Raw genomic sequence first — 22,520 nt, 5'->3', positions numbered from 1 at the left:
AGAAACGCTGCGCCGAACTTCGACGCAGCGATCAGGTTACTTGTAGGCGGCCATCAGCTCTCGCGCGCGGTCTATCAAAGCTTGCCCGTCAATGCCTTTGTCTGCCATTTCGGCAACCCAAGCTGCATAAACAGGTTCCGCAGCAGCGGCCCACTCAGCAGATTGCGCAGCGTCCAGCGAGATGATGTTATTCCCGCGATCTACTGCCAATTGCCTTCCGGGGTCATCGTAATCCTGTTGGGTACCACCCGCGAAGACTGAAAACTTCATCCCAGAAGCTTCATCCATCACCGCCTTCAGATCATCCGGAAGGCTGTTATACTTGTCGTGGTTCATCACCAAAACAAATGCCACCGTATAAAGCATCGGACCCGTAAACTCGGTGTGGTTGGTCACGAGTTCGGGCACTTTCAGCGCCTTTGTGACTTCCCAGGGCATCGTCGCACCATCAATCACGTGTTTGGATAGCGCCTCAGGAACCGAAGGAATCGGCATACCTACCGGCGTCGCGCCCAGTTCCTTCAAGAGTGCGTTGACCTGGCGCGACGCGCCTCGAATTTTCATGCCGTTGAAATCCGACGGAGAGGTAACTGGTTCCGCCGAATGGATAACGCCGGGGCCGTGCACCCATCCGCCCAGCATCTTGACGTCCTGGAATTCAGCCTCATAGAACTGTTCGCCCATCATCTGCCAAAAGGCTGAAGACGCTGCGCGAGCATCTGTCACGATATAGGGAAGCTCAAACACCTCGGTCATGGGGAATCGGCCTGGCGTATAGCCCAACACGTTCCATGTGATATCAAGCGACCCATCAATCACCTGGTCAATCAACTCAGGCGGCTTGCCCCCAAGCTGCATCGACGCAAAGCGATCAATCTTGATGCGCCCATTCGAGGCCGCTTCGACCTCATCAGCCCAGACATCAATGATCTTGCTGGGGATCGTTGCTTGCGCTGGCAGAAAGCTCTGCAAGGTAAATGTAAAATCCGCAGCCATCGTTAGGGTCGGCGTGCAAACCGCAAGGGCTGCCCCCCCGACAAGGCCTAGTAGCGTCTTGTGAATGGTCATGATTCCTCCTTTGACCTCCGTGTTGGAGTATCGCGTCTATTCGCGCGTCTTGATGACACCGCATCCACGCACAGTCTTCTTCGCGTGAATCCAGCCCCTCGTTGTGCGTCCAGTTGAACCGCGTTTCGGCATCTTTCCTCCTCCAAGACAAATCTCCGATTGCAAATTCGACTAAATACGCATAGCAGTACTACAATACCTTTTATGAAAAAGGAAGAAGTTTTGAAAGACCACTCAATGATAACGGCAACCGTCTACAACGCCGCAACCGTGATGGTGGACAGGAATATCTCAAGCGGGTTTGGGAAAAAGGTCGCTTTTATCGACCCCAGCAGATCTCTGACATACCACGAGCTTCAAACGGCCACCAACAAAGTGGCCAATATGCTGACCGACTTACGAATCAGGCGCGAAACACGCATCGCGCTGCTGTTGCACGACACAGTCGACTATCCTTGTGTTTTCTGGGGGGCGGTGAGGGCTGGAATCGTTCCTGTCTGCCTCAACACTTTGCTGCCTGCCTCCCAGTATCTATACATCCTCAACGATTGCCGCGCCGAAGTGCTGCTCATTTCCGCACCTTTGCTTGAGGTCATCGAGCCACTGCTAGATCAGCTTCCGTTCCTGCAACATGTAATTGTTGAAGGTGCTGCGAATACCGGCCACTCCGACCTGCACGCAATGATGGACAAGGCTGCCGATACGTTTGAAACCGCGAAAACCTGCCCGGATGAAACGGCTTTTTGGCTCTACTCTTCTGGTTCTACCGGCGCTCCAAAGGGTGTGCGCCACGTTCATACCAGCCCCGCCTATGTCGCCGATAATTATGGCAAACACGTGCTTGGCATCCGTCATGACGACGTTTGTTTCAGCGCGGCCAAACTGTTTTTTGCCTACGGTTTTGGCGCAGGAATGGCAATTCCCATGTCAGTTGGCGCCACCACGGTCTTGCTGCCCGACCGCCCCACGCCGCAATCCGTTCTCAACATGCTGCACAGGTTCAACCCGACTCTGTTCTTTGGGGTGCCAACGCTCTATTCCGCGATGCTGGCCGATCCCGCCTGCACACCTGAAAACAGCTCCAACCGCCTGCGCCTTTGCATCTCGGCGGGCGAAGGCCTGCCTGAAGATGTCGGGCGCAGCTGGGACAAGCGGATGGGTGTGAGCACACTCGACGGCATCGGGTCCACCGAGATGTTGCATGTATTCTTGTCCAACTGGCCCGATGACATCCGCTATGGCACCTCCGGTCGTGCCATTCCGGGCTACAAGTTGCGCCTCGTTGATGACGAGGACAATGATGTCGCCAATGGCGAATTGGGCGAGTTGCTGGTCTCTGGCGGGTCAGCCGGAGACGGCTATTGGAATCAACGCGCCAAATCTCGCGCCACATTCGCTGGCGAATGGACCCGCACTGGCGACAAATACTTCCGCGATGACGAAGGCTACTACACCTACTGCGGACGTACTGACGACATGTTCAAGGTCGGCGGGCGTTGGGTCTCTCCCTTTGAAGTGGAGCAGGCGCTGGCCTCACACCCCGAGGTGATCGAAGCCGCGGTGGTCGCTCGCGAGGACGACGAGGGGCACATCAAGCCCATGGCCTTTATCACCCTCAAGACGTCAGGCCTCGCAGATGAGTTGCGTGAAGACCTCAAAACCCATGTCAAAAACGCCATCGGTGTGTGGAAGTACCCCAGATGGATCGAAGTTGTCGATGAGTTGCCCAAAACCGCGACCGGAAAAATTCAGCGCTTCAAGCTGAGAGACTTAAACCAAGGCGCGCTCTCAAAGAAACCGGAGTACGATATGCTCGAACTACTGATCCTGGGGCGCGGCGGACAAGGGGCTCAGACCGCCGGTAATCAGCTGGCGGAGGCGATGTTTGCAAGAGGCCTACATGTTCAAACCTTCGCAACATATGGCGGTGCGCGGCGCGGCACCCCGGTCACATCCTCCCTCAGGATAGATTCACAACCGATCCTGAAACGCTGCAACATCACCCAAGCCGACGCGCTGTTGTGCTTTGACGACAGCTTGCTGGACGAGGCGTTTCTCTCCCAATCGGCGGATAACGCTTTGGTTGTGGTCAACTCTGCCCGATCTTCTGAATCGCTACCCAAGTTAGGGAACCGCCGAATCTTCGCAGTCGACGGCAAAGCAATCGCGCGACGCAACAACATGGGCAAAGTGGTAAACTCGGCCCTTCTGGGCGCGCTCGCCGCTGTGCTCGAGACACCTGACCTTGAAACGCTGTGCAACACAATCGAAGCCACCGCACCCGCCAAAAAAGCAGAAAACGTGGCTGCCTGCCGCGAGGCTTACAGCCTGCTCGCCCAGAGCGCCAAAATCGCCGAGGAGGCCTGATCCATGAACACACAGCTTTCCCCGCTATGGACTCATCTGACCAGCGAAAACCGCAAGACTGGCACTTGGCGCAGCGCCCTACCCAACTATCAAAACCAACCCTCGCCCTGCCTTGGTGCCTGCCCGGTCAACGGGCGAATTGCCGAATGGATCAAGCAGGTCAAGGACGGCAATCACTATGACGCGTTCGTCACTCTGGCAGACAACAATCCATTCCCGGCCATTGCCGGGCGCATCTGTCATCACCCTTGCGAAACAGCCTGTAATCGCCGAGATCTGGATGAAACCGTCGGCATTTGCAGCCTTGAGCGCTTTGTCGGTGATAAGGCCCTTGCTGAAGGCTGGAAATTCCCGGCTGCCAAGTCGCAAACTGATCAATCAGTCGCGGTGATTGGCGGTGGGCCCGCCGGATTGTCGGCTGCCTATCAGCTACGGCGCTATGGCATTCAGGTCTCACTCTATGAGACCAAGGAGCAGCTTGGTGGACTGATGCGCTACGGCATCCCCTCCTACCGACTGAGCCGCGATATTCTCGATGGCGAGATCAACCGTATTACCGCCATGGGCATTGATCTGCACCTTGGGACGGAAGTGATGGACGAAGCGGCCCTGGCCAAACTGCGCGATATCCATGACGCTGTCTTTCTGGCAACCGGAGCAAGCCTGCCCAAACCGCTGCCCGGCATTGACTATGCGCAACCTTGGGTCATCGACAGCGCCGAGTTTTTGGCCGCACCGACAACCGAGCAACGCAATAAAACCGGAGAGCATGTCGTCGTCATCGGCGGTGGCAGTGCAGCGTTGGATGTTGCCCGTTCCGCCCGGCGTCTTGGGCGCGACGTAACCGTCCTGTCCCTGGAACCAGAAGGCAAGTTGCCCGCACAACAGGTCGAAATCAACGAGGCCACCGAGGAAGGTGTTGTCTTTGTTTCCGGCACAATGATGCAATCTGCCCAAGCTGATGGAGAGCAGGTGACAATGCGCTGCATCCGCGTGAAATTCACACCGGGTCAGGCACCCGGAAAATTCAGCATCGACCCTGTCAGTGATAGCGAATTCGAGCTCTCCACAAACACCATCATTCCCGCCATCGGACAAGATGCTGATCTGGAACGATGGGCTGGTTTGCTGCCCGCAAAAGGCCCCGTCGTCGGTGTTGACGACACATGGCAAACAGGCGCCCCCGGTGTGTTTGCCGGTGGTGATGTCGCCAGCATGAGCCGATTTGTGACCCAGGCCGTAGGCATGGGAAAGGAAGCTGCACACGCTGTCGCCGCCCGCCTGTTGCCAGAGGCGGCCCAGTCGCCTGCCGGGAATGCCGAAGAGGTCGGTTATGACCGGATCAACATCGCCTATCAGGACGACCACGCCCGCCTGATCCAAGACACAACAGACGTTGAAACACGGCTCAAGAGTTTTGACGAGGTGCAACAGCCGCTCTCGGCAGATGACGCCGTATCCGAGGCAGGAAGATGCTTCAGCTGCGGCACCTGCATCTATTGTGACAACTGCTATTTCTATTGCCCCGACATGGCGATCACCAAGGTCGATGGCGGATATCTCGTGGACCCCGATTTCTGCAAAGGCTGCGGTCTGTGCGTCGCGGAATGTCCGACAGGATCCATCCACATGCAAGAGGACACGACATCATGAACGCCCCGGCTTTCAACGACACCATGCAGCTCTTGAACGGCAACCATGCAGTGGCCTGGGGCGTACGCCTGGCCACCCCCGATGTCGCGCCGCTCTATCCGATTACGCCGCAGACGCCGATCCTGGAAAAGCTGATCGACTTTCAAAGTAGCAATCTCTTTGATGCCGAACTTCTGACGCCAGAATCGGAACACTCTGCCATGGCCGCCGCAATCGCCGCCTCGGCTACCGGTGCGCGGGTGTTCACGGCAACATCCTCGCAAGGGTTGCTGTTGATGCACGAACTGCTGCATTTTGCAGCTGGCGCGCGCACGCCGATCGTGATGTTCAACGTCAATCGCACTCCGGCATCCCCATGGGGCTTCTGGCCCGATCAGATCGATAGCCTGTCTCAGCGCGACACAGGCTGGATTCAGCTCTATAGCGAATGCCCGCAGGATTCTCTCGACACGGTGATCCAGGCGTTTCGCATCGCCGAGGCGGTTAATCTACCCGTCATGGTGAATCACGACGCCTTTTACGTCTCCCATTCGGTCGAGCCGGTCAGTCTGCCTTCCAAGGAATCCGTGGCAAATTACCTGCCCCGCACCAAGCGCGATATCCAGTTGGGCGATGGTTCAAACCGCTCACTCGGCGCGCCTATTGATCAAGCCTCCTGGAACCTCACCCGTCGGGAGATGGCCAAGGCCATGGCACAAGTCGAAACGGCTACCGAACAGGCCGGGCGCGATTGGTCTGATATGACCGGCCGTCTTACTGCGCCACTTGAGTACTATCGCGCCGAAGACGCAGAGATTCTGTTTGTCACCATGGGTAGCATGTGCGGCACGGCGCGCCAGGCGGTGGACCGCTTGCGTGAAAACGGCGTTGCCGCCGGATTGCTAAAGGTACGGCTGTTTCGTCCCCTTCCCATCGAGACATTGCGCGACGCGCTTGCCGGTGTGCCTTGCGCCATCGTTCTGGATCGCAACTATTCTCCCGGCATGGGCGGCGTATTGCATCAGGAACTTCAAGCCGCGCTCTTTGGCGTGCAAAACCCGCCTCGGCTGCACGGGCTTCTGGCAGGCGTCGGCGGTGTCAACGTATCCGTCGAGGATATCGAAAAGCTGGCGCACGACTATCGGAATGCGGCGCAATCAATGCAACCAATCTGGGTGGACTAGGCGCATGGAAAAGATCGAATACAAAGACGAAGGCAAGTTCTGTTCGGGCCATGTGGCCTGCGCCGGGTGCGCCGAAGCACTGTCCATGCGGGTAATTCTCAATGAGGTGGGTGACGATGCCGTGGGCGTCGTAGCACCCTCTTGCTCCGCAGTGATTCTTGGTGGTCACCCGATGAGCGCGGCCAAAATTCCGGTATTGCATGGCACCCTGGAGTCCGCTGCAGCATCGGCCAGTGGAATCAAACGGGCATTGAAGGCGCAAGGACGCGATGACACCACTGTTCTTTGTCTCGCAGGCGATGGCGGCACCTATGACATTGGCTTGCAAGCCTTGTCTTCTGCCGCCGAGCGTAACGAGGACATCCTCTATATCTGCTTTGACAACGAAGGCTACATGAATACCGGCGGCCAGAAGAGTTCGTCAACACCCAGCAAGGCGGTCACTGGCAGCACCCCCTTGGGCAAGACCACCCGCAAAAAGAACATGATCGAGATTCTGGCGGCGCATCGTATCCCCTACATCGCAACCACCAGCCCCTCTCATCTGAGCGATATGGCAGCCAAGATCAAAAAGGCCAAAACCATTCGCGGCACCAAGGTCATCTTTGTGCTGATCCCCTGCTTGCCCGGCTGGGGTGTGGCAGACAATGCCGCGGTCAAGACGGCGCGCCTGGGCGTTGAGTCTGGTGTATTCCCCCTGTTTGAAGTTGAGAATGGTGTGGATTACACAATGACCGTGGCGCAAAGGACCAAGCCGATCGATGGCTATCTCGCCCAACAAAAACGCTACCGCTCCCTTGATGATGCGGGCCGGGCAGAGCTTCAGGCCGAGGTCGATGACACCTGGTCGCGGCTGACAGAACGGGCCGGGCAGACCGGGTAGCACCGATCAGACGAGCTGCTTGGTGCCGTAGGTCTTACTTGTCACACTCACGTAACCGGCAAGTCACCAGCTTCCGGGGCATTTTCCTTGGCCCGGCTCTTTGCTGATTGACGACGCTCCACCTGTTTCAGCAAAGTTTGGATCGTAATCGAACTATAGGTCGAGCGCGCGATATCGTTGATCTCGTTGGAGACATCAAACAAAACCCATTCTTCATCAGTCGCCTCGGAAGGATCGGCCAGTTTGCAACTGGTTGTTGTATCCTGAAACAGGCTGATGATCTCATCGAGGTTCAAGCGTTTGGCGTTTCCGGTAAAGGTATAACCGCCTCCGACACCACGCACAGATTGAACCAAACCGGCACGGCCTAGTGTCATCAGCACCTTCGCCAGATGATGCGCAGATACGCGGTACTTCGCTCCGATTTCCGCCGCAGAAATCTGTGAATCAGGATTAGACGCCAATTCGATCAGGGCGTAGATGGCAAGACGACTAGATTGCTGCACGTTAACTACCTCACATCCGTGGCGAAAACCGGGACGCCATTACCCGTCAATTAACTTCTTTTCAAGCTGTATGAATGGGCCAGCCATCATACCTTCCCCTCGAAAAAAGGACATATGTAGCGTGTTCTGGCGCCGCACCATTGTGCGAACCTTTTTGATACCGACCTGTCGAAACTCATCGCACATCGCCTTGAACAAGGCTTCTCCGATACCCTGCTGGCGCCGATCCGGATCGACCGAAATCGCAAAGATCCAGCCACAGGGTTCGGACCCGAACTCCCAACCCCGAACTTCTCCGACGATCAGACCAAAGATTCCGGCATCACCTCCCTCTGGTCCTTCTGCGATCAAAAAGAACCGCTGATCAATGCGCCGTGCAGCATAACGCTCGAATATATCCTGCCAGTAGTCGAGCTTCGACTTGCCCGTGATGCGGGCATCAAGTTCGACAACCTGTTCCAAATGATCCGAGGTCGCCCTGCGGATACGCAGCACGTTCTCCGGTGACTTCTCTTCACTATTCTTAGACATGCAGGCTCCTCAACGGTCTGAGTATACTCAAGGCAAAGACACTAGGATGAACTGGAACAGACATGCAACCACCTGCGCTCACTGTCGCCCTCAAACGATCACTGCATCCTTCCAAATTTCGCCCACACCCCAAGTTTGCTGTATCCCATAGTCATTTATGGTATTATAGTACTTATTTATTGATTTGCAAACTCCAAGCGACAGGAAGGCCGTAAACATGAAGCGAATAGTCAGTCTGAAACTCAACGGCAGACCAGTTGAGGATATCATACCAGACAACCTCCTATTGCTGGACTACCTTCGCGAGAGACAGGCACTGACCAGCGTGAAGAAAGGCTGCGACAGCGGAGAATGCGGCGCCTGTACCGTTCTGATAGATGGTCGCCCCCGATTGGCATGTATCACTCTAGCTGCGAGCTGTGAAAATTCCGAAATCGAAACCGTCGATGCCCAGGCGAAAAATGGAGTTCTCTCCCCGCTGCAGCGTGCGTTTCATGAAAACCTCGGCACACAATGCGGGTTCTGCACCCCTGGCATGATCATGGCCGCCGAGGGGCTGTTGCGCGATAATCCGAACCCCGACGAGACCGAGATCAAGACAGCACTGGGTGGAAACCTGTGCCGCTGTACCGGCTATGTAAAGATCATCAAATCCGTACAAATCGCCGCAGCGGAGAGCAGACAATGAACGTCAAGTCCAAGAACTCCATTGTCGGCACACCTGTCCCCCTTGTGGACGGAATCGAAAAGGTCATCGGTAAAGCGCTCTACACCGCAGATCTCGACACGCGCGACGCGCTGGTCGGGCGCATACTGCGCGCACCGGTAAGTCATGGGCGCATCATACGGATAGACACGTCCAAAGCCGAGGCGCTAGACGGTGTCATATCCGTGATAACCGGACAAGATTGCGACAAGACTTATGGCGTGATCCCGATCGCAATGAACGAATACCCCATGGCGCGCGACAAGATCCGCTACCGCGGCGAGCCGATCGCTGCGGTCGCCGCAGTAGACGCTGCAACGGCCGCGCGCGCACTCGATCTGATCGAACTCGAAATTGAAGAACTGCCCGCCTGCTATTCACCAGCACAATCGCGCGCGCCAAACGCGCCACTGTTGCATGATAACAAGCCGGGCAATCTCGAACGCGAGGTGCATCACAGCTTTGGCGACATGGCCGAAGGCTTTGCCAGCGCCGATCTCGTGCGCGAAGAAACCTTCAACTGCGCCGAAATCAATCATGCCCAGATGGAACCCCACGCGGCGCTTGCCGAATACGACAGCACCCGTGAACGGCTGACCCTGCATTCCGTGACACAGGTGCCATTTTATGTACACCTGATGCTGGCACACTGCCTTGATATGGACAGCTCGCGCATCCGGGTCGTCAAACCATTCGTCGGTGGCGGATTTGGCGCCCGCACAGAGACTCTGAACTTCGAGATCATCGTCTCATTGCTAGCGCGCAAGGTCGGCGGCAAGGTGATGATGCAGCTCACCCGCGAAGAGACCTTCTTGACTCACCGCGGTCGCCCCAACACCCAAGTGAAGCTCAAGATGGGCCTGACCAAAGCGGGCAAGATCACGGCGGTCGATTGCGAAGTGGTGATGAGTGGTGGCGCTTACGCCGGCTACGGTATTGTCACGATCCTCTATGCCGGAGCTCTGCTCCAGGGCATCTATGACATCTCCAACATCAAGTATGACGGCTATCGCGTCTATACCAATCAACCGCCCTGCGGCGCGATGCGCGGGCATGGAACGGTTGATGTGCGCCACGCCTTCGAATGCCTGCTCGATCGCATGTCCCGCGATCTGGGACTTGATCCTTTCGCGGTGCGTCGCGCCAATCTACTCAAAGCTCCACTGTTCACCAGCAACGGCTTGATGGTGAATTCCTATGGTTTGGACGAATGTCTCGACAAGGTAGAAAAGGCCAGCAACTGGGCCGAGCGAAAAGGCAAGCTGGCCAAGGGCCGAGGCCTCGGCATGGCTTGCTCACACTATGTTTCCGGTGCCGCGAAACCGGTCCATTGGACAGGTGAGCCGCACGCGGTCGTCTCGATGAAACTCGACTTCGATGGCAGCGTTACGGTTCTGACCGGTGCTTCGGACATCGGCCAAGGCTCAACCACTATCGTTGCCCTCGCTGCAGCCGAAGTGATGAGCATCGATCTTGGTCGGATCCGCGTCGTCACCAATGACAGCGCGATCACGCCCAAGGACAATGGCTCATATTCCAGCCGGGTTACCTTCATGGTCGGCAATGCCGCGATCGAGGCCGCCAAGGCGCTGCGCGAAAAGCTGGTCGCGGCGGCTGCCGAGCTTCTGGATGCGTCGCCCGAAGATGTGGAATGCGAAGGCGAGACATTCTTCGTCAAAGGCAGTTCGCAATCCGAATTGCCATTTCAAGATGTCGCCATCGCCGCTCTCGCCAAAGAGGGCACGATCACGGTGAAGGGCACATTTTCAACGCCGATCGAAGCCCAGGGCGGTAAGCACCGTGGCGGTGCTGTCGGCTCGACCATGGGGTTCTCCTATGCCGCGCAGGTGGTCGAGGTCAGCGTCGATGACGCCACAGGCCAGATCACGGTCGAACAGGTCTGGGCAGCGCTCGACTGCGGATATGCGATAAACCCGCTGGCGGTAGAGGGACAGATCGAGGGATCGGTCTGGATGGGCATGGGCCAGGGACTTTGCGAGGAAACGCACTATATCGAAGGTCTGCCCGCGCATGGCAATCTCACCGATTACCGGTTTCCGACAATCGTCGAATCCCCGCCAATTGATGTGCAAATCGTCGAAAGCATCGATCCTCTGGGGCCGTTTGGGGCCAAGGAAGCCGGCGAAGGCGCGCTCTCTGGCTTTCCGCCCGCGCTGGTCAATGCCGTGGCTGATGCTATCGGCATGGACGTGAATTTCCTCCCCGTCACGCCCGACCGGGTGCTCGAAGCCCTGATTAAATTCCGCCGCGCAAAGAACCGCGCAAAGAAACAGGAGGCCGTCACATGACCGAGGCCCTGCCCCAATTTCAATACCTCGAACCCAGCACAGTGGCTGATGCCGTCAAAGCACTGCAATCCGATCCCACCGCCGTTCTCTGCGCAGGGGGCACCGATCTTGTCGTGCGGCTGCGCAAGGGTTTGTCCGAGGCCGGTACTGTAGTCCATTTGGGCAAGATCGACATCCTTAACACCATTGAGGTTTCCGAGTCTGGAATGCGGATCGGCGCTGGCGTGACGCTTGCCGAAGTGGCAAGAAACAGCAGCATCGGCGCAGATTACCCCGCCATTGCCAAAGCCGCCCAACGCGTCGCCGGGCCGAGCCACCGCGAAGTCGCAACCCTTGGCGGCAATCTCTGCCTCGACACTCGCTGCGTCTATTTCAATCAAAGTCACTGGTGGCGAAAATCCAATGACTTCTGCCTCAAATACCGGGGCGATACCTGCCATGTTGCGCCCCAAGGCAATCGCTGCCGGGCCGCCTATAGCGGCGACATGGCCCCCGCGCTGATGGTTCACGGCGCAACTCTCGAAATCGCCGCGCCAAACGGCTCCCGCCGCATCGCGCTGTCGGATTTCTTTGAAGAGGACGGCGCGGCCCATCTCAAACTCGATCCCGGCGAGATCGTCGTTGCTGCGCATCTCCCGAGGGCCGCCCTGAACTCGGACTATGAAAAGATCGCAGTGCGCGGTTCGGTCGATTTTCCGCTCGCCGGCGTCGCAGTGTCCTGCGCAAAACAGTCCGACGGAACCGCTCGATTCACCATCGCCATTACCGGCACGAATTCCATGCCACTGATGGTAGACTTCGACCAGACCCTGGCGCCAAACGACGACACCGAAAGCTTCTTTGCCGCCCTCGAAAAGCAGGTCCAGAAATCAGTCTCGCCCCAGCGCACGACAACCATCGCACCGCATTACCGGCGACTTTCGGTCGCCGCCCTCACCGTCCGGCTCGCCAAATCGCTGCTATGAAGGTCCGCGGCGCACCTGGCAAATCGTGGCAGGCAAGCGACGGCCTGCATATCGACACCCGCGGATTGGCACCGCCCGATCCGATGGTGGCAATCCTTTGGCATATCGAACAGCCGAATCAGCGCGGCCCGATCACCGCTTATTTTGATCGCGACCCGGTTCATCTCTTCGCTGAATTGGCCGAGCGCGGCTGGACCTACAGCTATCTTCAGCGCGATACCGATACGGTACGACTGACATTGAGGATCCAGACATGAGCATGGCCAACAGCTTTCTTGGCGGCGCACAGGATAGGCTTCTTCCTGCGTCAATCCCGTTCCGGTTCTTCCTGACGGCTGCGGTATTCCATGTACTGGCTTGGGCTGTTCTTCTGCTCGGTGCCGAAGACGTCGCACTGTTTCGCGGCGGGACCGGGCTAACTTTGGCGGCAATCCATCTCGTTACACTGGGTGTTCTCGCCATGACAGCTATTGGAGCAAGCTTTCAGCTTCTACCCGTTGTCACGCGCCGCCCTTTGGCACGTGACTGGCCAACGCGTCTGTGCTTTTGGTTGATGGCGCCCGGCGTCTTTACGCTGACGTTGGGCATGGCTCTGGCCGGACCGTTGCTTATGCAGGCGGGTGCAGGACTCGTTTGCTTAGGGCTCTTGATCTTTCTGGTTCTCACCGCAGACAACCTCCGCCGCGCCAGCAGTATCCCCGTCGTCTCGGCCCATGGCTGGCTGGCACTCGCCGCAATGATCGGGGTGGCAATGTTGGGCTTTCTTTTGATCCTGGATTTTGAGCTCGGGTTTCTCGACAATCACACCGCCCTCGCCATGATTCACATGCTCCTTGGGAGCTTCGGATTCATGGGGTTACTGGTTCTCGGCCTAAGTTTGGTGCTGATCCCGATGTTTGCTTTGTCTCGCAGCCTACCTCAGCCCTTGGGATGGGTACAAGCAGGCTTGACCACGTTGGCGCTTGCGGAAGTTGCCGGTGCACTCTTGTATGACAACGTAATCTTGCTCTGGTGTTCACTGGTGGCTGGGCTCAGCGCCGCGGGGTGTTATCTGTGGTTGATGCGCACGGCCCTCGAATCGCGGATGCGCAAACGGCTGGGGCTTTCGTTCGTTCTGGTCCGCACGTCCTGGGCGTTTCTGATCCTCACTCTGGCGCTCGGCGCTGCCTGGATCGCTGATGCAGGCATCCCGAACACACCGGCTTTGACCGGGTTTATCCTTCTTTTCGGCTGGCTGCTCACGTTTCTGTTCGGCATCCTGCAACGGATCATGCCCTTCCTTGCCTCAATGCATGCCGCTGGCAAATCCGGCTTGCCACCGCTCTTGTCAGATCTGACGCCCGAGGGCCCGCTAAAGGTCCACGCGGTATGTCATTTTTCCGCAATCGCAGTTTGCGGTGCCGGAATTGTCTGGGATGAAACGCTCTTGATCCAGGGGGGGGCGGCGCTGGGTTTGGTCGGGGCAACGGCCTTTCTCGTCTTTGCGGCAATGGTTACACGTAAACTCAAGCGAACGGACAAGACCGCCTGACCTTTGCAGAGATGGCTCTAAAGCGGGACATGTGGCCCAAGGAAGGCACTTGCCAGCCTTAAATAAGTATTGTAGTACTTAAATAGATAATTATACCTCGCCAGTGAAAGGAATGGACCGAAATGAGCTTCAGCCGCCGTACCGCCCAGCTTTTACATGAAGATCATCAAGCGACTGTCGTCGTCATCGAATCGCTTGACCAGCTGCTTGCAAAAGCCCGCAAGAAGGTTCCTGACACCAGCGATCCGAGCGTATTGAAAACCCTGCAAGCCGCCGGTAGCGCCATCGAGGAAGAGGTCAGCGTACACTTTGCGTTTGAAGAAAACGAGCTGTTCCCACGCCTGGAGGAGATGGGTGATGTGGCGATCGGCGTTCACCTGCGCGAAGAACACCGCGCTCTGCTGCCCTTGGGCAAGTCGGTTGCCGAAATGGCCCGCGCGGCATTGGAAAACGGCTTCACCGACGAGACCTGGACAAAGTTTCGCACCGTCGCGGCCGAACTGATCGAACGGATGTTCGCTCATATTCAGAAGGAAGAGATGGCGCTTTTGCCGACGTTGGACGATCTGCTTGATGCGGAAACAGATATGGAACTCTCGACTGCCTATGCCGAAAACCACTGACGAAAACGAGGCTCAAAATGTCCGATACATTGATGGAAACAACAGTAAAACCTCTCTCTTCCGCAGATCTTGATGCCGTCATCGCGATTGACGAAGCCGCATCCGGATCATCTCGGCGGGGCTATTTTGAAAAACGGCTGACTGCGGCCACTGAAAACCCGCGCGACTATGTTTTTGTGGGTGTGTTTGACAAAGAGGTCCTTGTGGGCTTTGCATTTGCCAAGCTGGTCAAAGGCGCATTCGGCAAGTCCGGGGCCAGCGCCTCGCTCGACGCGCTTGGGGTAGACCCAAGCCGCGGGCTTAAAGGGCTCGGGCAGAAATTGCTCGGTGAGATCGAAAACGTGCTGCGCCACAAGGGCGTGACCACTCTGACCAGTCAGATCAATTGGGATCAATGGCCAATACTGAGCTTTCTTGCTCATTCCGGATTCGAAATGGCTCCGAGCATTGTTCTGACGCGCCCGACCAGCGTCATGCCCCATGAGCTTGAAGACGATCCGGCCGATAGCAACCCTGAGATCGATTACAGCTCGCCCGATGGTGATGCAGGGAACGCGTTGTCTCATGATCGGGTGCCGGTCAGGTCAATGAAAGAAGGGGATTTGGCCAAGATCATCTCGATCGACGCGGACAATTCAGGATCCGACCGCACCGGGTATTTCACCCGCATGCAGGACGAAAACCTTCACCAGAGCGGTGTCCGGGTTTCTCTGGTCGCCGAACAAGACGGTTTCCCGGTGGGTTTCATCATGGCCCGCGTCGATTTCGGCGAGTTCGGCCGTGCCAGTTCGGAGGCGGTCATGGATACCATTGGTGTCGATCCTGGCTTTCAAAAACAAGGCATTGGTCATGCCTTGATGGCCAAGCTCATGGTCAATCTCAACGTTCTTCAGACCGAAACCGTGCGCACCGAAGTTGACTGGGACGATACCGCGCTGATCGACTATTTCAGCGCCGTCGGCTTTAAACCCGCGCAGCGGATCACGCTGACAAAACCTATCTGATCCCTCGGGATCAACCAGCGGGCAGGTTTGGTTAACGCCACCGCACGCTGCCAAATAAGGGGGGTGACTCCCGTCTGCTGCCCGGCTGCCCTATGGCTGCCGGGCAAAACTTTCCAAATCATTAACGCCAAAGCTTAACGCACCGCCCGATGGACGCAGCTGCTAGCCGCGCTTCACGTCTTCCAGAAACGCGATCACGCAGCCACTCGGAGCCTGAACCACGCGCGCCTAGGAAGCGTCGGTAGTGTGCCTTTGCATCGTCGACCAACTTGGCGCATGCCCGGCAGACGCGCGTGTCTTACCTCGTGCGAAACATCCCGGTCGAGCAAAAGAAAAGACCGGAACCCGATCACGAGTTCCGGCCCAGTCTGGCGTTGCGGCCAGGCGGCGGGGAGATTGAACCGCTTATTGCAACGCTTCGTATTTCGCCTGCAACTCTTCTTCGGATTCTTCCCAATCAGGATTCGGGATGATGCAAGCTTCCGGGCAGACCAGCTTGCATTGGGGTTCGTCTTCTTCCCCAACGCATTCGGTGCATTTCATCGGGTCGATCGTGTAATGCGGATCGCCCACCGATATCGCCTCATTTGGACAGACCGGCTCGCAAGCGTCGCATGCGGTGCAGGGGTCAACAATCATCAATGCCATTTTCAGTCCTCCTAATAGAAAGTTACGATGCTTTGAGCATTTGCCCGCTGGTTGCGAGCTTGTCGAAACGGAACGAGCCCCAAAGTGCGGCACCGATCGCCCCGGCAAAGATCGAGTCGGGGTGGTTGACGACTGTGGCGCCATCCATGCCCTTCATCTTGGCCAGGCTTTCACGCAGCGCCTCGCAGAGACCTTCATCAAGCCCCATGCCACCCGTCATCATGATCACGTCGTCCTTGACGCCGATTGATTTCAGCAGACGTGCCAGACGGCTGGCCATCGACAGGTGAATACCCTTGAGGATGTTGGGCGCGGAGATTCCGCGCGACACCATGTTGATCACATCGGTCTCGGCCAGAACGGCACAGATCGACGAAACTTCTTCCGGGTCGTCACCCTTGATCGACAAACCGCCGATCTCGTCTTGGGCAATGCCAAGATAGCGGGCGATGTTTTCAAGAAACTGGCCCGAACCCGAGGCGCATTGGCTGGTCATTTTGTAGTTGGTGACCTTGCCCTTGTCGTCGGTGATCATGGCCCGGCCGTGCAGCGCACCACTGTCGAGGATCGCGCCGGTGGCGGGGTTGAGGAACCGCGCGCCGCGCGCGTGGCTGGTCATCGAATAGAAGTGACCGGTGTGGAACGGGATCGATTCACCTTCGCCGGTTGTGGCGACATAATCGAGATCCTCTTCCTTGATCCCGGCATCTTCCAACGCCTGATCGAACGCCTCGCGAGCGAGCTGCATCGGGTCACGCGAACGGATGCGGAGGCTGCATTTTGACAACCATTCCTCTTTGTCGCCCTCGACCCGGAAGATCACCGCCTTGACGACCCCCGTGCCGACATCAATTCCTGCTGTCAGTGTCATGCTTCCACTCCTTCAATGCGTCCATGAGCGGCGCGACGGGCAAACTCGGAGGCACCCAATGCGCCGGTGTAGATCGATTCCGCACCAATGTTGATTTTCACTTCGCCGTAGTTTTCGAACACCAGCTTCTTCAGCTCGCGCACCGCCGCCTCGTTCTTGGCAACGCCGCCGGTAAAGGTGAACTCATCTGCCACCCCGCCCGAACGCGACAGGATCGACATCGAGCGCAGGATGATCGCCCGGTGCAAACCGGCCAGGATATCCTCGCGTGCTTCGCCCAGAGCCAGACGGTCGCGCAACTCAGCACCCGCGAACACAGTGCAAGTCGAGTTGATGCGCGCCGGCTTTTTCGATTTGAGCGCCATCGGTCCGAGTTCGTGCAGACCCATGTTCATCTCATCGGCGATATAGCCCAGATAGCGGCCCGTGCCGGCGGCACAGCGGTCGTTCATCTGGAAGTTTTCGACGATGCCATCGGGATTGACCTGAATACCCTTGGTATCTTGTCCGCCGATGTCCAGCACGGTGCGGGTCTTGGGATACATCATATGCGCCCCCAACCCGTGGCACAGGATTTCCGAACGGATGTGCTCTTTGGAAAACGGCAGCGTCACGCGGCCATAACCGGTCCCGACCAGATAGGTCTCTTCCAGTTCGATCCCCAGAGCATGCTCGGCTTTCTCGCCCAGAATGGTTGCGGCGCCGGTGTTCTCTTGCGAGACCCGTTGCATCGCGGCCTTGAACTTCTCGTTCAGCTTGCCCGAGGGGGGGCGGTTTTCGACCGCGATGATCGACTTGTCATAGACGTTCAGCAGAACATCGTATGAAACCCCGGCTTCCCGGCCAACCTCTTCGGCCACGGCCAGATAACGCGAACCGGCGATATCGCGGAAGAAGTCAGATTTGCGATCAGCGTCAGGCGCATACATCGCGGGTGCTTCGCTGCGCAAGCGGCTGAACACTTCGGCCAGCGCCGCCTTGACGCCATCACCGATCTTTTCGAACCGCTCGCCGCGCACCAGTTTGACGCAGGTTTCTTCCAGATCGCCCAACTGCTCAAGGAACTGCTCAAGCCGGAAGGAGCGCTCAAGCGCGCCCAGAAACTCCTCGACCTGATCGTCAAGGGCTCCGGCTGCGCCGAATTCGCGACGAAACAGTGTAAACCGTGCGTCGATCTTGGCCTCTTCGGTGGCAACCGAACAGGCGGTTTCATAATTCGAGCGCGAGTTCGTGATACCACGTCCCAGGATACGCTCGTCCTCGTCCATCATCACCGCCTTGGTGGTGGTGGAGCCGAGATCGATTCCTACGAAGGTTTTCATGCTGCCGCTCCTTTCCCGCTGCGTTTCTGCTCGACCATCTGGAAATAGCTCTCCAGGCGGTTCTTGACGTTGGCCGCCGAGAAGTAGCGCGGATCGACCAGATCGGTTTCGATGAACGCCGCCGGTTTGCCGGTGCGTTTTTCGACTTCGCGCATGATCAGAAGCTGGCCAGCAGAGAAGCTGTTGCAGCTCTTGATCGAGTTGATCAGCAGACCGTCGGCTTCGTATTCGTTGATGTAATCGCTAAGCATGTCGATGCGCATCGGCAGGCTGCGGTTGGTGTAGACACCAAGGCAATACTCAGCCAGCGACTCGAGCGGGCGGTCAGGATCATGGCGGAAGCCATAATCATAGGTGCCACCCACCTTGGTGTAGGACGAGGCCACCACGGTTGCGCCTTCTTCGTAGAACATTTTCCAGAATTGGCGGAACGAGGTGTAGTTTGGCGGACCTTCGACCACGAGGCGGTATTTTTCCTCGGCCATCGGGCCATCGGGTGTTACCGGACCAAGACCCTTGAGCAGGCGCTGGTCGACCTCTTCGCGCAGGAACTTGTAATAGTCGATCGCGTCATCGGTGCCCCGGAAGGCGCCGAAGATCGGGCCGATGTAGTAGATACCGCCGAAATAGGCATCAATCGGCGACGGTTTGTTCTTGCCGGTTTCCAGGATGTAGACCAAATCGTCCTCGGCCTGAGCCGATTTCTTGAGATATTCCCGCAGCCGGTCGATGTCGAACTTGACCCCGGAGACTTCTTCAAGCGTCGGAATCACGGTCTCTTTGAACTGTTTGACCATGTATTGGACCATGTTCGGCGTGACCTTGCCGTCGGCCATGTAAGGCGTCTGGAGGAAGATGGTCGGGCATTTATACTGCTCGCGCAGCAGCTCGAACCATTTGAGGAAGGTGAAACAGCCGGTGTAGGACAAGAGCAGCACATCAGGGTCAGGCAGCTTCTTGCCGTTGGGCCCGATATTGCCCTTCATCATCATTCCGATGTCGGACTTCACATAGGTGCACACGTCTTCGGAATGCCCGGCACGTTCGGCTTCCATGATATAGGAGCCCGATTGCTTGCGCAGGCCTGACTGGATCGCGTTGACCTCGGGCAGGTTGTTGACGAGATCGAAACACATGATCAGTTCGTTGAGATTTCCGGGCACAAAGGTCGATGCCACCTTGGCACCGGTCTCTGGTGCGCTGGACAGCCGCTCATAGTGCTTGGCCATCATCTCTTTTTGCTTGATCATCGAGGCGTCCTTGAGAACATCCTCGGCTTTGGCGGTTACAACTGAAGGTCTCATGCTGCACTCCACAGTTTGATTGAATCAACGAACGTTCCGGCCTGTTCGCGGATGGGCTGCATCTGGCCGGAGTTCTCGGCGTATTTGAACGCGATGAAGGGAATGTCTGCGCGTTTCAGCACGTTCTGCAGAATGGGCCGGTCAAGCAGCGCAGGGTCGCAGAAACTGGTCGAGGCAAAGATGACGCCCTCGGCCCCTGTGTCACGCACCGCGCGCACCAGGAACTGACCTTTTTCTTCTTGATTGGGCTCATATTTGGCCGCAGTCGACATTGAGCTGTGCAGGAATGCCTGGCTCAGGTTATGCACCGGGTCGCCCGTTGTCGGCACGTCGCCAATCAACCAACGGCTGACCAAGACAAAGTCATCCTCGACGATGTAGCAACCCGAGAGTTCCAGCGACTTGATCAGGTTCAGCGGCGGTTGCTCGCAGAACATGCCAGTCAGAACAACGCGGCTGTTGTCTTTCATCGGACGATCCGTTGCAGCGGAGGCTGCGGCGATATAGTCGCGCACAAGCTGGGTGTGCTCTTCGACCGGCAGCACAAGTCCGGCACGCATAACCAGATAGGCCTCTGATGCCGGAGCTTTCCAAGGCTCTGCAGCGCGCAGGGCATAAAGCTCGTTCATCACCTTGCGGTTTTCGTTATAGACCGCGATCGACGCGTTGATGTCATCGTCAGTGATCTTGCGCCCGCCGATGCGTTCGAGATCTTCGAGGAACTCGCGCATCTCACCGGTGTAGAACACGCCACCGACTTCGTCTTTGTAGGTCTGCGGCACATCGAAATACTTCGAATAGACATCCGGGAAGAGCATCTTCCACATGCCGGAAAGATTGCGGATCACGTCGCAGATCGACGGGAACAACATACCATCGACAAAGTCGACGCGGCCTGACACGCCAAGTTCGATGGTCGACCTTGGGATGCGGCAGATATAACTTTGATAGTAAGCGTCCCCGTGGATGACTTCGAGGTTGTCGCCACCACCCATGATGCCCAGCGGCAGCATACCTGCGGCATGGATCAGCTCGCGCGGCACATAGACCGGCATATAACTGATGACCTTGCGGCCCGGCACGGCTGCTTTCCACTCACGAGCGGAGGTAAAATTGAGGTCGTCATACAGCGCCTGACAGCGCTCGACGATTTCGGATACGGTCTTTTCCGTCATCTGTTTTCCCACTTTGCTGGACGTTTCGCAAGAAAGGCCTCAAGCCCCTCCACCGCGTCACGGGTTGACATAAGGTCGTTCAAATAGAGTGCCTCAACCTCATCGAGCCGAGCCGACACATCGCGGCAATAGCCCGCCCGCGCAGCCCGAACCGCCATACGCAAGGAACTCGCGCTTTTGGCTTTCAGATGGGTTTCGACATAGGTGATCGCTGCAGCTTCGGGATCATCGCTGAGCACATCGACCAGTCCGATCTGATGTGCCGCTTCACCGCTGATCGAGCGGCCCGAATAAAGCAGGTCTTCGGCCTGGGCCTGGCCGACGCGGCCCGGCAACAGACAGGATGCCGCTGGCGCGAACACGCCCAGCATCATTTCGGGTTGGCCAAGATTGGCATCCGGCGCGGCAAAAATCGTATGCCCCGCCATAGCCACTTCAAGCCCGCCCCCGAGGCACTGACCGCGCACCGCGACCAGTACCGGAACAGGAAACTCCAGCATCTGCTTGACCAGAGCGTGCAGAGATTTCAGCATCTCGGCACAGCTGTTGGGCAAATGCTCCTCGACCGAAGCACCAAAGCTGAAATGTTTGCCTTCTGCTTCGACCAGAACCGCCTTGAGATCGCGGTTGTCGAGATGCGCAGCAAAAGCGTCTTGCAGTGCTGCAATCATCTCGGCGTCGACGATGTTCGCCTTGGGCCGGTTCAACCGAAGCCGCAGCAAAGCACCGTCAAGCGCCAGGGTTATGCCAAGCACTTCGCTCATTTACGCACGCCCGGCATCATGCTGTCGATAAACTCGGGGGTCCATTTGGCACCCTCGGCCAGTTCTTTGCGCAGCAGGGCGAAATCGACCTCGCGACCAACTTCGCGGTTGCCCTCGTTGAAGGCGCGGAAGCCCATGTTGGCTTCGGTCATCATGTTGCCACCGAGCCAGGCGCGCGAGTTTTCCTTGTTGCGGTTCCAAGCTTCCAGCTTGGGTTTACGCAACTCTTCAACCGATTTGGTGGTGCAATCAGGGAAGGTCAGCAGCAGTTTGCCACAGAGTTCCTCGACCTTTTCATCCAATGCAGTGAGGTCCATTTCACCTGACTTCATCAGCGCCTTGCCCTCGGCCAACGCATCGCCGGTTTTCATCTCGCCATGCATCAGGCGACCCCATGCGTCGGTGACGTAATTGGTTTCGACCAGCGGGTTGGCGACATATTCACCATCAACTTTGAGGCCCGGCACGATGTCGGTCAGAATGCCGACGCGCAGCGCCTTCTGGGCGGTAAAGCTCTCGCAGAGCACGCCCGAGTTCATTGCCAGTTCGCAGCCGATCATCACCGGCAGGAAATCTGTCGATCCGCCAACCGCGGCAGAGCCGTGTTTCGGGCCGGCCTGACCAAAGCGGGCCATGTCCTGAGCGACCGAGAAGTCGCAGGCCATGCCGATTTCCTGACCGCCGCCGATCCGCATGCCGTTGACGCGGCAGATCACCGGTTTGTCACAGCCAAGGATGGCGGAAACCATATCGTTGAACAGGCGCATATACTGGCGGTATTCATGCGGCCGCCCGGCGTAATATTCGGCATATTCCTTGGTGTTGCCGCCGGTGCAGAACGCCTTGTCGCCAGCAGCGGTGAACACCACGGCGTTCACGTCGCGCATGTTGGATGCGGCGCGGAAAGCCAGGATCACCGATTTCACCATGTCGGTGGTGTAAGAGTTGAATTGCGACGGATTGTTCAGGATGATCCACACATTGTAGAGACCTTCGGCAACCGTGCCGTCGGGCAGTTTGGCGGGACGCTTCTCAAAGATCACCTTGTCGGAGATACCTTCGCGCGTGTCGTCTTCCACCAGATCATGGGAAACAAAGTTAAAGCTGGTATTATTCATAGTGTGTTC

The 22,520-nt window shown here is 57.4% G+C and carries 21 protein-coding genes; 11 read left to right on the top strand and 10 right to left on the bottom strand.

The genetic code is table 11. The features are described 5' to 3' along the window. Positions 1-36 precede the first annotated feature (36 nt). Positions 37-1,068 (bottom strand): TRAP transporter substrate-binding protein, encoded by a 1,032-nt coding sequence (locus LZG00_02180; GenBank protein MCF3592800.1) that lies wholly within the window; start codon positions 1,066-1,068, stop codon positions 37-39. A gap of 237 nt (positions 1,069-1,305) precedes the next feature. Here LZG00_02180 and LZG00_02175 point away from each other — a divergent pair, with 237 nt between their 5' ends. Genes LZG00_02175 through LZG00_02160 form a run of 4 tightly spaced genes read left to right on the top strand, consistent with a single transcriptional unit; the run spans position 1,306 to position 7,134 of the window. After that, entirely contained in the window at positions 1,306-3,435 is a 2,130-nt protein-coding gene (locus tag LZG00_02175) for a benzoate-CoA ligase family protein (protein ID MCF3592799.1), read from the top strand. Between the two features lie 3 nt (positions 3,436-3,438). Further along, complete coding sequence (locus tag LZG00_02170) at positions 3,439-5,088, top strand: FAD-dependent oxidoreductase (protein ID MCF3592798.1); 1,650 nt, start codon at positions 3,439-3,441, stop codon at positions 5,086-5,088. After that, positions 5,085-6,251: a hypothetical protein gene (locus LZG00_02165; GenBank protein ID MCF3592797.1), complete on the top strand. Its 1,167-nt coding sequence runs from the start codon at positions 5,085-5,087 to the stop codon at positions 6,249-6,251. Before LZG00_02170 ends, LZG00_02165 begins: the two co-directional genes overlap by 4 nt. A gap of 4 nt (positions 6,252-6,255) precedes the next feature. Beyond that, positions 6,256-7,134: a thiamine pyrophosphate-dependent enzyme gene (locus LZG00_02160; GenBank protein ID MCF3592796.1), complete on the top strand. Its 879-nt coding sequence runs from the start codon at positions 6,256-6,258 to the stop codon at positions 7,132-7,134. A gap of 47 nt (positions 7,135-7,181) precedes the next feature. On the opposite strand, the gene LZG00_02155 is transcribed toward LZG00_02160, so the two are convergent. Both LZG00_02155 and LZG00_02150 read right to left on the bottom strand, forming a co-directional pair. Beyond that, positions 7,182-7,640 carry an Rrf2 family transcriptional regulator gene (locus LZG00_02155; GenBank protein MCF3592795.1) on the bottom strand — a complete coding sequence of 153 codons (459 nt, stop codon included), beginning with the start codon at positions 7,638-7,640 and terminating at the stop codon, positions 7,182-7,184. 39 nt (positions 7,641-7,679) lie between these two features. After that, the gene (locus LZG00_02150) at positions 7,680-8,171 is read right to left on the bottom strand and encodes a GNAT family N-acetyltransferase (GenBank protein MCF3592794.1); all 492 of its coding nucleotides are present in this window, start codon (positions 8,169-8,171) and stop codon (positions 7,680-7,682) included. A 217-nt stretch (positions 8,172-8,388) separates the two neighbouring features. On the opposite strand from LZG00_02150, the gene LZG00_02145 reads away from it, so the two are divergent. From LZG00_02145 to LZG00_02115, 7 genes are all read left to right on the top strand, one after another. Continuing rightward, the gene (locus LZG00_02145; GenBank protein ID MCF3592793.1) at positions 8,389-8,859 is read left to right on the top strand and encodes a 2Fe-2S iron-sulfur cluster-binding protein; all 471 of its coding nucleotides are present in this window, start codon (positions 8,389-8,391) and stop codon (positions 8,857-8,859) included. Beyond that, on the top strand, positions 8,856-11,186 hold the full coding sequence (gene hcrA / locus LZG00_02140; protein ID MCF3592792.1) for a 4-hydroxybenzoyl-CoA reductase subunit alpha: 2,331 nt from the start codon (positions 8,856-8,858) through the stop codon (positions 11,184-11,186). Before LZG00_02145 ends, hcrA begins: the two co-directional genes overlap by 4 nt. Continuing rightward, positions 11,183-12,151: an FAD binding domain-containing protein gene (locus LZG00_02135; protein ID MCF3592791.1), complete on the top strand. Its 969-nt coding sequence runs from the start codon at positions 11,183-11,185 to the stop codon at positions 12,149-12,151. The genes hcrA and LZG00_02135 overlap by 4 nt, the downstream gene beginning before the upstream one ends. Next, a complete protein-coding gene (locus LZG00_02130; GenBank protein MCF3592790.1) occupies positions 12,148-12,408 on the top strand; it encodes a DUF2249 domain-containing protein in 261 nt (86 codons plus the stop codon). The genes LZG00_02135 and LZG00_02130 overlap by 4 nt, the downstream gene beginning before the upstream one ends. Continuing rightward, a complete protein-coding gene (locus tag LZG00_02125; GenBank protein MCF3592789.1) occupies positions 12,405-13,682 on the top strand; it encodes a hypothetical protein in 1,278 nt (425 codons plus the stop codon). The genes LZG00_02130 and LZG00_02125 overlap by 4 nt, the downstream gene beginning before the upstream one ends. A gap of 122 nt (positions 13,683-13,804) precedes the next feature. Further along, positions 13,805-14,305, top strand: coding sequence for a hemerythrin domain-containing protein (locus LZG00_02120; protein ID MCF3592788.1), 501 nt, complete (start codon positions 13,805-13,807; stop codon positions 14,303-14,305). Between the two features lie 17 nt (positions 14,306-14,322). Then, positions 14,323-15,309 (top strand): GNAT family N-acetyltransferase, encoded by a 987-nt coding sequence (locus tag LZG00_02115; GenBank protein ID MCF3592787.1) that lies wholly within the window; start codon positions 14,323-14,325, stop codon positions 15,307-15,309. Between the two features lie 405 nt (positions 15,310-15,714). Here LZG00_02115 and LZG00_02110 read toward each other — a convergent pair whose 3' ends face one another. From LZG00_02110 to oah, 7 genes are read right to left on the bottom strand one after another with little or no spacing between them, the layout of a single operon-like run. Further along, a complete protein-coding gene (locus LZG00_02110; GenBank protein MCF3592786.1) occupies positions 15,715-15,957 on the bottom strand; it encodes a YfhL family 4Fe-4S dicluster ferredoxin in 243 nt (80 codons plus the stop codon). A 22-nt stretch (positions 15,958-15,979) separates the two neighbouring features. Continuing rightward, positions 15,980-16,828: a benzoyl-CoA reductase subunit D gene (gene bcrD / locus LZG00_02105; GenBank protein MCF3592785.1), complete on the bottom strand. Its 849-nt coding sequence runs from the start codon at positions 16,826-16,828 to the stop codon at positions 15,980-15,982. Then, positions 16,825-18,150 (bottom strand): benzoyl-CoA reductase subunit A, encoded by a 1,326-nt coding sequence (gene bcrA, locus LZG00_02100; GenBank protein MCF3592784.1) that lies wholly within the window; start codon positions 18,148-18,150, stop codon positions 16,825-16,827. Before bcrA ends, bcrD begins: the two co-directional genes overlap by 4 nt. Further along, positions 18,147-19,454, bottom strand: coding sequence for a benzoyl-CoA reductase subunit B (gene bcrB, locus LZG00_02095; GenBank protein MCF3592783.1), 1,308 nt, complete (start codon positions 19,452-19,454; stop codon positions 18,147-18,149). The genes bcrA and bcrB overlap by 4 nt, the downstream gene beginning before the upstream one ends. Beyond that, complete coding sequence (gene bcrC / locus LZG00_02090; protein MCF3592782.1) at positions 19,451-20,629, bottom strand: benzoyl-CoA reductase subunit C; 1,179 nt, start codon at positions 20,627-20,629, stop codon at positions 19,451-19,453. Before bcrC ends, bcrB begins: the two co-directional genes overlap by 4 nt. Next, complete coding sequence (locus LZG00_02085) at positions 20,626-21,393, bottom strand: cyclohexa-1,5-dienecarbonyl-CoA hydratase (GenBank protein ID MCF3592781.1); 768 nt, start codon at positions 21,391-21,393, stop codon at positions 20,626-20,628. Before LZG00_02085 ends, bcrC begins: the two co-directional genes overlap by 4 nt. Then, positions 21,390-22,511: a 6-oxocyclohex-1-ene-1-carbonyl-CoA hydratase gene (gene oah / locus LZG00_02080; GenBank protein MCF3592780.1), complete on the bottom strand. Its 1,122-nt coding sequence runs from the start codon at positions 22,509-22,511 to the stop codon at positions 21,390-21,392. Before oah ends, LZG00_02085 begins: the two co-directional genes overlap by 4 nt. Positions 22,512-22,520 lie beyond the last annotated feature (9 nt).

The organism is Rhodobacteraceae bacterium LMO-JJ12 (assembly GCA_021555075.1).
Lineage (GTDB): Bacteria > Pseudomonadota > Alphaproteobacteria > Rhodobacterales > Rhodobacteraceae > JAKGBX01.
This window is presented reverse-complemented; position numbering and strand designations above follow the sequence as displayed.